This is a genomic window from Roseibium sp. MMSF_3412, assembly GCF_030733265.1.
In the GTDB taxonomy this organism is placed as follows: domain Bacteria; phylum Pseudomonadota; class Alphaproteobacteria; order Rhizobiales; family Stappiaceae; genus Roseibium.
The window spans coordinates 157,198-170,417 of record NZ_JASHJI010000002.1; the positions used below are offsets into that span (position 1 = coordinate 157,198).

Genomic DNA, 13,220 nt, shown 5'->3' on the forward strand with positions numbered 1-13,220 from the left:
CAGGGTCAGTGACGCCGTATTTGCGGCAAAGCTCGGCGGCTGAAAGACAAGCCTGAGGCTCTTTAAAAATGCCGATGATCTGTTCTTCAGAGAACTTGGATCGCTTCATTGTCTGTATCCTTCAGTTGGAAACAGACTGACCTCAAAACGCGGAGTTTTCAGGGGAGCACGTCAGAAGGGCTGGATATTCGACTACTGAAAATCAACGAAAGGTGTCCCCGTTCAGTTCATCCTTCTCTTGTCGATAGCACCGGGCATGCAAGCGATCTCAGCCGCTGACTTTTTTGCGACATAAACCTACAAGGTTTATGGTCTGATTTCTGATCGCTGATGACCGGTTTGGGTCCGACTACAAAAGCAGTAATCGGTGCATCTGTGGCGCAAGGGAGCTCCGCGCGCATCTCAACCATTTACGCTGATAGCAGCGAATGTCGGCTTTTTAAATAGTTCGAGAAAACGTGAACGTTCCAAGTGCCGACGTTCTGTGGGCCGACAGGCAATGCCGAAACAAGGCGCTGAGTAAGTTTCTGGGCCTTGGGTCCTAACTGCAGCTCAAGAAAATAGCGCTTTGGGAGCATGATACATCGCCTTCACTTACCACTTTCAGATCTCTGGCTGGCTTTCTCGAGAATGCTGCTCGCCCAATCGGCATCAAATGCAGGTCGACCTTCTCGAAAGTCGTCTTCCAGTTTCAGATCGTTGATCGCTTGCTCTGCGATCCGATAGCCAAGTTCCCGGTAAGCCTCAAACTGATCATCGTCAAAAAACTGATCGCCAGTACTCTGGTCCGGAAAACCGGGATTGGCGCCCTTGTATCCTTTAACCTTCATAGAAAGTCCCTTTTTGATCATCGTTGTTTTCAGATAGAGAATAAGACCGGCTTTCGCCCAAGGGTCGCAACCGCGTTTCCTGCCGTAGTCAATTTTGGCTACGAAATAGCCTTTCTCTGCGTAGTGCGCGCCACTCGGATAAGTGTCTTCATTGGGTTTCGCGATCAGTCTTTCAGGACCCGCATTCTCGATGAAAGTAATCTTGGCACCAAAATCTTCCTCGATACGTCTGATTGCAGTAACAAAGTCGGAATAAGAGGCTAAGCTGTCTTGACCTCCGTCGCAAACCATGATGAATCTGCAGCGTCTGCGAACAAGTTCGTATAGGCCCAAATTCTCGAAATGCCCTCCGTCGCTCAGTTCTAGGAAGTGTGAGCATTCCCTGTACCCTCTACCTGGAATTGCATAGGCTGCACTTGGATAGAAGTGGTTAGGCCGTATATTAAATCGGAGCCACTGCGACTTCTTTGGGTTGTTCACCCAATATCCAAGCCGGAAGTTGAGTAGGTTCATCACCAGTGAAACAGCAATGCTGCGGGTAATCCCCTTTCCTCCAACTCCCGCGCGGGGATTGGCGGCTGCGCCAGATATCGCCATGGCTGTTGCAAGAGTCATTTCATTGCCATCGAACTGCTCGGTCCGCTGCCAACCTGTCGCATCACTGCCGCACATAAATGGCGTCAAGATAAAATTTGCGCCGCCACGTTGCCGAAACTCTCTGATGTCTGAGTTCGCTAACACTACATTCGTATTTATTAGTGGAAAAGGCCCTTTCTTGTTTTGCCATGTTTCCGAGAGCTTGAGTTTATCTGCCAAGGCTGCGGCAGCAACTTCGTTCTGCTTCACATTTTGTAGGTCAGGCATAAACGCTTCAACCAGACGATCACGGTAAAAGCGCCCTAGCGATATATAGTTCAGATTCGTAAATACACCAGTAGAAATAGCGATTACAAAGAAAGACCAGAATAAAGCTTGTTTTATCATGTTCTTATCTTCGATGCTGAACAACAGATTAGAATCTGAATCTTTTGTGGTTTCGGTCTTTTCAGATTGAATAAAACCTGAAGCGAGAGACACTTCTTCTGCGACTTCGAAACTTATCAGAACAACTCCATAAAGAAGCGCCACTGCTCCCAGCTTCAGGATCAGACCAGTTTTCGGCCCGCCGGATCCTTTCCCACGGGATTGGTAGAACCCCCAAAACGCGCTGACAACACCGCCCAGTACGCCGACTAATCCAGCTAGTCCACCACCACTTTCGTCAACGTCTGCACCAACTTGGCCATGCACCAGCGGCAAGGTTCCGATAGCCACAAGAACCGCTATGCAAATCAGGAAGCGCCCGCCCCAGATCTCAAAAGATCTGCGCCCTGAATAACGGACCGAAAGGGGTGGTTTCCGACGCAGGTGACGAAACAGTCGGCCAAGGCGATAATTGATAATCATGGCGCTGATGACGACCAGAAATCCCGGCAGCGCAACGTTTGTCGAGCGAAGAATTGTATCTTGACGGCCACCTTCGACAAACACAGCAAGCGCTAAAAGCAGAGCGATGCTTGAAAGAATTACTCCCTTGTTTTCGATCAATCGATCATTGACTGACGCACAAAGCGAAACAATGGCAGCGAATACAAAGATCGGAATTGCGTATCCCACATTGTGGTGTAGCAACATGAAATACATTTGGGGCCATTTTATCCAGTCGACATTTGCTAGTAATCTTGGCTCAATTTTAATGATCGAACTGATAAGTGACCCTGCTGATACAACAATAAAAAAAATCGAAAACAACACAAAGCCTTCAGCCACCACAGGCAGAGTTTTTCTTATGTCAATCTTGTCATCACCAGGTTCAGTGGGGTTTGTTCTCGGTGCCGCATTGTTTTTTGGTCTACGCGACCAGGACAATACTGAAAACTGCACTGAAAACGTTAAAAAAACAAGACCAAGAAGCAATGCAACAAGTAACGGAATCTTATATACTGAAAATTCTGAATAGTATCCTGAAATAGGTAAAATATTACCAATATTTGGATACTCAGAACTTAACCAGTTTAACAGCACGAAGATAGCAGCGAAGAGAGGAATCCATACCAAAAGGTTGAGCAACACCGCTCTCAAAACGACACTCACACCGGACAAAACTGTGATCCCATTGCCCGGGGTCAAATATTTTCCGTTGTTGCGCAGGTAGCTTAATATCTTTTTGGGAGATACTTCAACTTCTTCAGGGTCAGAGACACTTTCAACTTCGTCAGGATCAGAGACACCCCAGGGCAAATTTTCGGAAGTGTCGAACTTACCCGCCGAGTCCATATTGGCTTGCGATGACTTGCCGGATAACCACCACAACAGAGCTGATCCAATATAACCACCTCCAGAGACTGTCGAGAGGTAGTCAACATGTTTGAATATCCCGGAAGCGGCAAGTTTTTGCATTACCCCGAGGCAGAAGACCCCCGACCGTATACCCCCTCCGGAAAACGCAACGCCGAACAACTGAGCCCTATCGATGTGGCGAGCGTTCTCGACCAAATTCAGTTCTGCTTCAAGCTGTACAGTCTCGCTGGACACATAGCCATCAGCGGAATTCTCGGCCTCTTCTTTCTCTCGACTGTTTTTGGTTTGGAATTCCATTGCCATTTCGCCCCCTTTGCGCATGATAGCATAGATCAAAACTACAATTTTTAGTAATTCCTCAAGAAAAAAATGGAGAGCTCTCTTGCTGAATTAGATGCGAAGACCGCTATCCTGGCGTGTTAATTTTCCAGAGAACAATCAGGCAGTTAGAGCCACGCGCACCGCAGATGGCAAGACAAAATCAGTTAGGAAAGTCCCTTGTCCTCCGTAAAAAACGGATCTGGATAAGCCGCCCCACAGAAAGTCAGTTTGCCGGATCAACTAGTGTTTAAGTTCGCTTATCAAGCCCATAAGACGAATTGCCTTATCCATTTTCCCGAACATTCCCCAACCGGTAATCACTGAAAATAGCGTCAAGAACACCTCCTGATGTCCTGAAACGAAGGAGACAATATCACCAGTTAATGCAGTTTGTGGTAGCAACGTAGTTAGTGACAATCCAATAAGGCCTATGATCGACTTCTTTCCATTAAGGACTCGACCGATTACTTGTCCCAATGCAGCATTTATCGGCGTCAAGGGAGGTTTTCCGTCAGGTCCGGTCGAAATTATCGCTGCAGCGTCAGACAGTAAATTCGCGGAGTTCTCACCCTCGTTCCCGCTACCTCTGAAAAGAGCACGCAATTTGGCAGAAATCGATTTTTCTGTGGCGGCGCGATCGTTTGACCGAAGTTGTTCAAGTAGCAGTTTTTGCAAGACTTCTCTGGAATTTGAGCTTTCTGAAGTAGCAAGTTGATCGATAAGAGTTCCTAGATCACGATTGTTTTCGGTAACAGTCATTTGCCTCGCCGGACGAGCGCCCGCTCCTTTTTGCAATGTATTTACGAACTCCCTCAAGGCGCCCATTCGGTTCAACCAGCCTTTCCCGAACGTCGAAAAAGTGTTGAGTTGGCGCAGATATTCCTCCTGACGATCCATAAACGCGTCCGCAAACAACGACGCATCCGTGCCTTTCAAAGCGCTCATTGTCATCCGTCCCAGAATCCCGTCCACAATCAGGGGCACACCGCCAACAAGAAGGCCAAGCCCATTGAACGCTTCTTGGGCGAGCGTGATTGCGCGTTTGCGGCCTGAAAGAACAGAACAGTTGTAGATGACCATTGCCATTCGTTCCGGCATCTCGCCGCAGCGATTGCTGGCGTAATACCTTGTACGAAAAATCTGATCCGCTTCGGCCCTGCTCAGTTTTTTGACGTCGTCAACTGTGACTTCAGTTCCGCGCCACTCTGTGAGCGTACTAATTGTGATGCCCATGTTGGTTGCACCACCCGGGTCACTTGGATGATTTACAAAGTCTCCTTCCCAACGCTTAACGAACTCATGAAGCTTCTTAAACTGAGGGTCATTGACGGACGCATTTGACGCCTCAGGCGTTTCATGCACAAATGAGTCGTCCATCTCAGGAACAGCACCCAGGGGAAGCGGCGGTGGCTCTTGCAAGATTTTAGGTTTTTTTGGCGGCGCAAAGTCGCCGGACCAGTTGTCAATTAAGTCAGACAAATGTTCCGCCCAAGCTTCGTCACCACCCGCCGGATAGTTTCCTTTGCGAAGGTCGCTCGAAGAGACACCGATCAACTGGATATGAGGCTTTTCCAACAATTCCCCATTCTTGTTGTAGAGAGGGGTCATTCCATTTTCCAATGCCAGCTCGTGCATTCGCGCCCATAAACCGGCATTCTTCCCCGAGTCGTCCCAAGACCATTCTCCATCAATCCGCAACACGAAGTCGACGGCTAGACCATACTGATGTATGGATCCCCATGGCCCGACCCAAGTAACCCTGGGCCGTTTATCGTACAGTATTGCTTGGCGCTCTGGAGTTCGAAAGGCCTCAAATACTTCAAAAGGTATTTTTTCTTCGTGTAACTTTTTCTGGATTGCAATTACTTTACTTCGAATTGCGGGATGAAGAACAGATACATCACTGCTTCTGGATGCTGTGTTTGACATTTTATTCTCCACATATTTGATTTGCGAAATCAAAAAAATGTTGCCGAAATTTAGAGCCTTTGACGCGGCGGCATGAAGGCGAATTTTCGATGTGAAACCGCTTTGAACTTTTTGCCTGCATCTCTCAACTGCACCCGGTAAAATGTTCAGTATTGATATGGGCAATTGTGCCCCCTTCGTCGCAATTAACATCACCAAGACTGGTGATACGCCGGCCAGGTTTTGGAGAAAAATTTGAATATTTCTGACGAAACAGTGTTTTTCCTGCACGGCTTTCCGCAGACGACAGCTATGTGGAACCAAGTCATAGATTTGCTTCCAGACGCACACACTTGCCATAAGCTGGCGTTACCCTGTTATCAGCCGCACGCGTTACAAAACAGGCATGAAAACTATTCGGCGAAAGCGATGGCAGATGAGCTAGCGGGTAAAGTCAAGCAAATGAATGGAGGTCGACCGGCTACGGTCGTTGGGCACGACATTGGCGCTTACATAGCCTACATTCTAGCATTCGATCATCCCGATTTGGTTCGTGCGCTTGTTGTCATCAATGGAGTTCATCCGCAACTTTATCAATCCGCGCTAATGACTGATCCCAAGCAAGCCGAAGCAAGCAAATATGTCGCTTTTCTGCGTTCTCAGCACGCTGAAGCAGATCTTTCAAGAAATCGATTCAAGCTGCTTCTACAAACCCATAAAGCTGTCACTGAAGGAATAAAGCTGCCCGGTGAAGAAGCAGAGGTATTGATTGACTTATGGAGTCAACCAGGCGTGCTGTCAGCAATGCTTGATTTTTATCGATCCACTAACATCCATTTGCCATCACTCGGGGAGATGTCAGAAGATCAAGTTCCATCTTCAACGGATACGTGCCGTATCGCGCAACCTCATCTTCTGATCTGGGGCGAGAATGATCCGTACCTGCTAGCTTCATCAATCAGAGGCATTGAAACGTTGTGCGATGATCTCACCATTGTGAAGGTGAGCGACGCGGGTCATGGAATTGTCGGAAGTCACCCAAAACTGATCACAAGCGAGATCTCGAAATTTCTGGATGGATTAGAATACAAGGTTGATCAAAAAATCTGAATTGTGGAAGGTTATTCCAAACTGAGTTCGTGTCGTTTCTTTTGCAGCGCAACATATACAATACCGCGCGCGCGATTGATTGCACCGAGAGGACGGTGTTCTTGAATTGTATTCCAGATATTGTAGCCGACATTCTCGCCATCCAAAGTTGGCTGTCTCCAATCTTCGAACTTTGCCACTCCGATTTTTGAAAGCTTAAGTCTCGCGATCAGAATTTCTTCTGCACCGTCCCAAGGTATTGTTGGATCTTCGATTGGGTGCTTAGACCTACTTTGTTGACGCTTGACGTAGAAACCGAAGATCTGGTGCTTAGCGCTCAGTCCCTTGAACAGTTGGCGACTCAGATAGTCATCCGTTTTTTTGGGATGTTGCGGAGCTGGCTCGCTAACGTCGTACGGACGAAGCTCATATTTCACCGCATGCTCTCCCAACAGGTAAGGAGTAGTGCTGAAGTAGGCGGTCGTCAGTGGAGAATCTGGGAATTGATCCTTTGAGCCTTCGATCGCGTTTCCAAGGTCTCGATCAAAAAACTTCACCTCTAAAGCAAGTTTCAATGCGTTAATCTTGCTCGCCAACCAGTCTTTGGAATTTCTCTTGTTGTTTACGACTTCGGCTGCCAGATCGTTAATCCGTGCATATTTTTCAAGGTCTCCTTCGAAAAACGTCTCGTTGTCCATCAAAACGAAGTCAATAGAGTTCTCCGAACCAGCATCGACAAATTTCCGTTCTCTTATGATGTCGGCAGGTCCTTCAATTCGGATCGCCAACCCGTGTGCGTCTCCTTTTTCAGGGTTGTCTTCGAATGAAGCGCTGTTTGAAAAACGTGCCTTTACCGGGTAAGTGCCGGTTTGCCCAAACAATCCGACCTGTGCCCACGATTCCTTGTCAGACAGATCAAGCACTTCAAACGTGCCTTCGACTGTCGCATGCGCTTTAGGATGTTGTGCGCGCATTCCAGGTTTGTAGCGCTCGTCACCTGACCCCCGCGGTAGCATCGTATCATTTGCTTCGATTATCTTATCAATCAGCTGCGCTTCGTTATCTGACGGCTCGTATTCACCGAGGTCTTCCCGAATATTGAAACTTAACTTCATTTCGCGTCCCTCCTAGTGTTTGTTCTGGAAATTACACGGGAGCGGAGCATCCGCATCCCCAATTTGGGTGAGGTTCAGCGCGTTAGTATCGCGCTCGGCAGCGAAAAGTTGCACAGCAATCGAACCAGCTGTGTTCGGTTGATCGCGCGCGTTTTGTTAAATATCGTCTTTAATTGCGAATTGATGGTCTCGACCGATCTCTCGCGCCGCTGAGCTATTTCTGAGTTCGTCAAACCTTCACAAACCTGCTCGACTATGCTTGCTTCTGCGCCTGTAAGCTCAAACACATTCCTTACCAAATCAAGGTCAATCGATATCTGCATTTCGGTGTCTCGACTTATGACCAACGCTCCGCCTATCGGCGCTGTTCCTGACGCACGTGAGCGATCGAGGGGGACGATTTCAATACAAAGACTTCCCGAAAGGTCGCTGCTTTCGAATACGACTGCTTCTTTACGAGGACGAGCCCCATATCGGCCGTGATTGAGCGCGTCAGAAAGGAGGCGTGCGAACTTCCTTCGGTCTGCGTATTCGTTCAGCGACAATCTGCCACGAGCATCAATGTGGAAGGCATTGTATTTGTCGCGCTGGCGATCAAACTCCTCATTTGAAACAATAAGATTGCCCTCACCATCGAGGAGACAAATCCCGACCGTGAGCTGATCCAGTACTGTCAAAAGAGTTTCTCGAGCGCTTAATCCTAAACTGACCGAACGGCTCAATTCGAGCGCTTTGGCGAGGTGCGGCAACAGATCCTTTAGTAGCGCAACTTCTGTTTCGACAAAGGGGCCCCTTTCTTCTGTCATTGCGAGTGAAAACCGGGCACGATAGGGATTATCTTTGTCCAGAAGTGCTCCTGTGCGGTACCTAATTCCTAGCTTCTTGAGTTCTTGCACGTGCGGCCGTGCTAGATAGTCCTCTTCATTGTCGTAGAGGATTTCCTCAGAGACGAGGTCTATGCCGTCGCGCGAGAGCAAAGCGCGATCAAGCATATCGTGATCACGTGTCTCATATTCGTGAAACCTCCGAATGTATTCGTCGACTAATTCTCTCTGATAGCTGGTCGAAATCAGTGGAGCTTCGAGACTTCTCAGTTCACCTCGTTTCTGCCACTCGAAAATTATACAGCCTCGCGAACCAGTAAGTTCAGTTATGCGATCTAATATTGATGGCCACAATTCTACGTCTGAAACCGTATCATATATTTGCAATACCAAACTACGGTACTCAGAAGTGTTCATATTGCGCCCCACAAATTGTCTTGCAGTAATAATTTCACTAGAAGGGCCCGCCTTCAACCTATAATTGATTAATGCCTTCCATTCAGCAACCTGTTTATTCGATCGATGAAATTAAATCCGAATTGAGAGAGAAAAATTAGATCCCTCCAGGTTAACTTTCCGACCCTTAAGAATGGTCATCCGTAGTTCATCCGGTTTGTTTCGAAGTTGGTTTTAGGACGCCAAGAACGCCGCGTTCGATCAACGAAACGAGGGCGCAAAGCTATTAAAGCCGACGTTTGGAGAACAAACGAAACACATTTTGTATTTTCGAACATCTCACAGAGAATATGAGGCTCTGGTTGCGAAATTTACGACCAAATGGAAAGGGAAGTACCTCGCACTATGAGGGAAATCTCGACGTTCGTCCTTCGACCTAGGAGTTCCTGTCGGCTCAGAAATTTCCAGGATCTTGCTGGGTTGCAACAGGGTGCAAATGCTGCTGGGCTTAACTGCAACGCGCTGGAAATGCATGACGCAGAACGAAGACTATTTACTGAACGCGATCAAGGGGTCCGTGAAGCGGATTGGGGCAATGTGCAGCTATACGATTGATATCAAAGCCTAAATCATAATCCGCGTGTCGGGGGTTCGAGTCCCTCCTCCGCTACCATTTTTCCTTAGATTTTTTGATACCGGTGACCAGTTCCCCTAATTGTCCTCGTTTATAAGTTAGCTCTGTTCACGGTGTGATCTGTGTTGGATAGGGTTTCAAATTTGGACGGGGTGAGCCCCTCGAGGCTCGTGTGTGGTCGGTTCAAATTGTAGTCGATCCTCCAGTCTTCGAAAAGCAACCGCCCCCTCACCTGCGCCTGTCACGTCTGCGTGAGGGTTCTCGACTTCGCATGGCGCTTATCGCTGCAATCACCTTATAGTCCCTTGTCAATTTTCCCATTCAGACGACGCCTGGAGATCACGATGCGTATCCTTGTAACCGCTGCCCTCATGAGTTTGCTCACCGTGCCGGCATTGGCCGAAACCCGCACCTACAAGACCGACGCAGGCCACACGGAGGTTCGCTTCGGTTGGGACCACGCCGGTGTCAGCCGTCAGCACGGTGAGTTCGACCGCGCCGAGGGTGTTCTGGCGATCGACCCTGCGGACCCGGCTTCGGCCACTTTGGAAGTCACCATCGATGCCGCTTCCGTCTCCACCGGCGTCGGACCGCTCGATGATCACCTGAAAAACGCCGACTTCCTTGTCGTGGAGGAACATCCGACGATCCGCTTTGTCTCCACGTCGGTGACGCCAACCGGCGATACCACGGCTGATGTTGCCGGCGAGGTGACGCTGCGCGGTGTAACCGTTCCCGTTACGTTGCAGGTCGAGCTGATCCATCAGGGGCCACACCCCGTCGCCCAGTTCATCGACTACTACAAGGGCGACTGGCTCGGCTTCCACGCAAGCACCGAGATCGACACGGCTCCCTTTGGCTTCGCCCTGCCCGTCGGTCCGCTCACGATTGATATCTCTACGGAAATGCGGGCTCAGTAACGTTTCCGGTCGCTGCTGCAGGTATCAATGCCGGCTCAGCGACCGCAGACATCTTTCGCGGAGCCGTGGAAGCTGAACCTTGTCGTTCCGCTACCGGCAACGTCAGCAGAATTGACCGTTTCCGCCGGGCCGGAGAGAGAAAGCCCTAGGTGATGGACTCATAAATGAGACTGAAATGGCATGCGAAATGGCGAAATCCCGTTAGAAAGGGTGTGCGGAGCGGGCTTACTGCCCGGTCAAGCACGCTGACGACAACGGGTTGAAGCCATTTCCATGTCCTTCGGATTTGCCCGGCTTGCTCCTCCTCGGCGTCGCGAAAGGCTTGAAAATGAAGCACATTTCCTGCGCTTCCGCTCCTTGACGAGAAGCAAGCCGCCTCAAACTATTTCCGCCTCATTTATGAGTACATCACCTAAAGCTGCCCGGGGGAAAGATTTTCAAACCAGTCAAGAATGGTATCCGCCCAGCCTGCCGGTGCGGTGTGACCGCCTTTGTGCAGCAGAAGGTCGATCTGACCGGCTTCACAATCGGTCCAGTGCCGCAGCCAGAACTCTCCGGCGAAACTGTTGGTTTCCGGCTGGCGGTTGCCACAGCGGTTCGTTTCCCGCAGAACCTTCAGGGACGCCCACACATCACCCTGTACAACCGTACCGTCCCGGAAGGACCGGCCCTCCAGCGGAACCGTCCGATCTGTCCATCCATGTGCATGAAACAGGCGCACCGGGCCTGCACAGTTTTCCGGCAGGCTTTCCCAGAACGCACCTGCGACCGGAGCATAGGCATCGGCAAAATCAGGCAGCCGGCAGGCCATGTCCCAGACCATGGATCCCCCGCGTGAAAATCCGGCAAGCAGAAATGGCGTGTCCGCCAGTTGGAACGTGTCCCGGACGTCGGCGATCACCTCTTGCAGGAAAACCGCATCGTCGCGATCGTGGCCGGTATTGTCCGCACGAACAGACCAGTCCTTGGTCCAGCGCGCCTCCGGATGTTCTCCGTTCGGGGCGACAAACACATAGCCGCGGGCGACCGAGACACGGGCAAGATCGGAATTGAGCATTGCCTTTCCGGTGGCACCGCCACCATGCAGATGCATGACGATCCCGACCGGATCGCGATCGGGAAGGATCAGATGGTAGCTTCCGCTGGCACTGCGGCATGGGGTCTCCGCATCGCCGCAATCCTGCGCGAACGCCGCGCCGTTCTGAAAGAGAAATAGCAACATCAGGCCAGCAACCTGATGCAATCCCTTGCTCAGCATGTCTGTTTCCCATCCTGTGACGCGACCGCATTGATGGCCTGCCCGGCCGTCCGCGCTCAAAGACTTAAAGTGTACCGGGCCGGTTCCAGATTTCTCCGGCAATCGCCGGATGGATGCAAATCACTAAGTCGTATGAAACAGGCGGCGGAGCAATCGCCGAAAAACCTCTCAGGTCATGCCCGTTTCGCGTCGACTTTTTGGAACCAGCTTCGTGCATACGCCAGAAACGAGGGATCCGGGCGGCAAGCGGCACGTGTATCTGGTGGCTCCACGGGATTCTTCAGCGTGTCCGAGACAAGCAGGGCGGCGCCGAGACCGGTGCCGGTTGTCGATACTTTCGAGCTTTCGGCAACACGCCCCGTCGCAGTCTCCAGCATTTTCATGAACAGACTGTTCTTTGCAAACGGGCCCTCGACGATCGTGGGGCCTTGAGCACCTATGAGCTCCAGGCACCGGCTCGTAACCAGCGCAAGATAAAACGAGGCCGCCGTGTAGCGTTCTGCGTCGGACAGCGCACGTTCGTCCGTACTCCAGCCCGCTTTAAGGTCCTGAAACGGCCCAGATAGCGGATCCACCGCAGGATAAAGCTGGATCCTGTTCGCCAGGACGCGAGAGACATCCTCCTTCGAGGCCTGACGGACGCGCTCCTTCATCACCATGTCGAACTCTCGTCCGCCCATGAACCGTGCCGAGGGGACGGGGTCTCCGAATGCGTTCACATTCAACAGCGTGTCGCGCTCCGGGGACAGGGTTTTCTTCTGCCCGCCAACCGCAAACGAAATCACCCATGTGCCTGTTGATACGACTGAAAAGCCACCTTTAAGAGCGAGAAGATAGGGATAAAGCGAGGCATTGGAATCGTGAATGCCACTGGCGACCGGTATGCCCGGCCGCAACCCCGCGACAGCGGCAATTTCCGGTTTCAACACATTCGTAGATCCGGCCGCGATGTGTGCAGGTGCCATCTTGTTCGCGATGCCCAATTGCCGAACCAGTGGCGAAAAGCGGCGCTCCTGCGGGTTCCACAGATCGGTGTGCGCACCGAGTGACGTCATCTCCGTGTTCTTCGCGCCAGTCAGCCTGTAGGACCAGTATTGGGGATACGTGACAACGCTGGCAATCCGGTCAAGCAGACCGGCATCGCGATGGAGTTGCCAGTAGATCTGGGCACCCACATTCAGACCGAGCGGAAGTCGGGGCGATCCTGTTTCCTGAAAGTCCGGACGAACGGCATCGTAGCTTGCCGAAAGCGCGTCGGGGCCGGCAAACTCGTAGTCCAGCATGGGCGCGGCAAGGTTTCCTTCGTCGTCAAGAAGAACGATGCTGGCGCCATGCGTCGTGATCGAGATCGCATCAATCCCGTATTTCTCATTTTGACTTTGGAGCGCACCGAGGACGAAACGCCAGAGACCTTCAAGGTCGTAGTGCGGATAAGGAGGTTCCGGCAGAACCGCATTGGGCTGCGTCGCGATGTCGATTTCCGCGCCATGGACCGCGTCCACCACGCCAACCTTGGCGTTCGTTTTGCCGATATCTATGACTGCGACATGTCTCACGCACGATGCTCCCGAGCCGAATGATTTCC

9 protein-coding genes and 1 pseudogene are annotated in these 13,220 nt (G+C 51.0%); 2 read left to right on the forward strand and 8 right to left on the reverse strand.

The features are described from left to right. Positions 1 to 4: 4 nt before the first annotated feature. The 3 genes and pseudogenes from RBB49_RS28360 to RBB49_RS04530 form a co-directional block, all read right to left on the reverse strand. Positions 5 to 109 (reverse strand): annotated as a pseudogene (locus RBB49_RS28360) (transposase); the annotation flags it as partial. A 481-nt stretch (positions 110 to 590) separates the two neighbouring features. Continuing rightward, positions 591 to 3,473: a patatin-like phospholipase family protein gene (locus RBB49_RS04525; protein ID WP_306141495.1), complete on the reverse strand. Its 2,883-nt coding sequence runs from the start codon at positions 3,471 to 3,473 to the stop codon at positions 591 to 593. 258 nt (positions 3,474 to 3,731) lie between these two features. Further along, entirely contained in the window at positions 3,732 to 5,690 is a 1,959-nt protein-coding gene (locus RBB49_RS04530; RefSeq protein ID WP_306141496.1) for a glycosyl hydrolase 108 family protein, read from the reverse strand. On the opposite strand from RBB49_RS04530, the gene RBB49_RS04535 reads away from it, so the two are divergent. Beyond that, a complete protein-coding gene (locus RBB49_RS04535; RefSeq protein WP_306141497.1) occupies positions 5,655 to 6,509 on the forward strand; it encodes an alpha/beta fold hydrolase in 855 nt (284 codons plus the stop codon). The two genes, RBB49_RS04530 and RBB49_RS04535, sit on opposite strands and share 36 nt — an antisense overlap. 11 nt (positions 6,510 to 6,520) lie before the next feature. On the opposite strand, the gene RBB49_RS04540 is transcribed toward RBB49_RS04535, so the two are convergent. The 3 genes from RBB49_RS04540 to RBB49_RS28385 form a co-directional block, all read right to left on the reverse strand. Next, positions 6,521 to 7,603 (reverse strand): hypothetical protein, encoded by a 1,083-nt coding sequence (locus tag RBB49_RS04540; protein ID WP_306141498.1) that lies wholly within the window; start codon positions 7,601 to 7,603, stop codon positions 6,521 to 6,523. A 74-nt stretch (positions 7,604 to 7,677) separates the two neighbouring features. Next, positions 7,678 to 8,595: a helix-turn-helix transcriptional regulator gene (locus RBB49_RS04545; protein ID WP_306141499.1), complete on the reverse strand. Its 918-nt coding sequence runs from the start codon at positions 8,593 to 8,595 to the stop codon at positions 7,678 to 7,680. Positions 8,596 to 9,548: 953 nt separating this feature from the next. Beyond that, the gene (locus tag RBB49_RS28385; protein ID WP_369293622.1) at positions 9,549 to 9,689 is read right to left on the reverse strand and encodes an integrase core domain-containing protein; all 141 of its coding nucleotides are present in this window, start codon (positions 9,687 to 9,689) and stop codon (positions 9,549 to 9,551) included. 112 nt (positions 9,690 to 9,801) lie between these two features. Between RBB49_RS28385 and RBB49_RS04550 the strand changes: the two genes are divergently transcribed. Further along, positions 9,802 to 10,377: a YceI family protein gene (locus tag RBB49_RS04550; protein ID WP_306141500.1), complete on the forward strand. Its 576-nt coding sequence runs from the start codon at positions 9,802 to 9,804 to the stop codon at positions 10,375 to 10,377. Positions 10,378 to 10,789: 412 nt separating this feature from the next. On the opposite strand, the gene RBB49_RS04555 is transcribed toward RBB49_RS04550, so the two are convergent. Together RBB49_RS04555 and RBB49_RS04560 are read right to left on the reverse strand one after the other, a co-directional pair. Beyond that, the gene (locus RBB49_RS04555; protein ID WP_306141501.1) at positions 10,790 to 11,635 is read right to left on the reverse strand and encodes a PHB depolymerase family esterase; all 846 of its coding nucleotides are present in this window, start codon (positions 11,633 to 11,635) and stop codon (positions 10,790 to 10,792) included. A gap of 173 nt (positions 11,636 to 11,808) precedes the next feature. After that, the gene (locus tag RBB49_RS04560; RefSeq protein ID WP_306141502.1) at positions 11,809 to 13,191 is read right to left on the reverse strand and encodes an FGGY-family carbohydrate kinase; all 1,383 of its coding nucleotides are present in this window, start codon (positions 13,189 to 13,191) and stop codon (positions 11,809 to 11,811) included. Between the last annotated feature and the right edge of the window lie 29 nt (positions 13,192 to 13,220).

Excerpts from the sequence above, each read along its gene's own strand:
- RBB49_RS04550 (WP_306141500.1), top strand. The coding sequence starts at position 9,802 with ATGCGTATCCTTGTAACCGCTGCCCTCATGAGTTTGCTCACCGTGCCG.
- RBB49_RS04555 (WP_306141501.1), bottom strand. The coding sequence starts at position 11,635 with ATGCTGAGCAAGGGATTGCATCAGGTTGCTGGCCTGATGTTGCTATTT.
- RBB49_RS04525 (WP_306141495.1), bottom strand. The coding sequence starts at position 3,473 with ATGGCAATGGAATTCCAAACCAAAAACAGTCGAGAGAAAGAAGAGGCC.
- RBB49_RS04540 (WP_306141498.1), bottom strand. The coding sequence starts at position 7,603 with ATGAAGTTAAGTTTCAATATTCGGGAAGACCTCGGTGAATACGAGCCG.
- RBB49_RS04545 (WP_306141499.1), bottom strand. The coding sequence starts at position 8,595 with ATGCTTGATCGCGCTTTGCTCTCGCGCGACGGCATAGACCTCGTCTCT.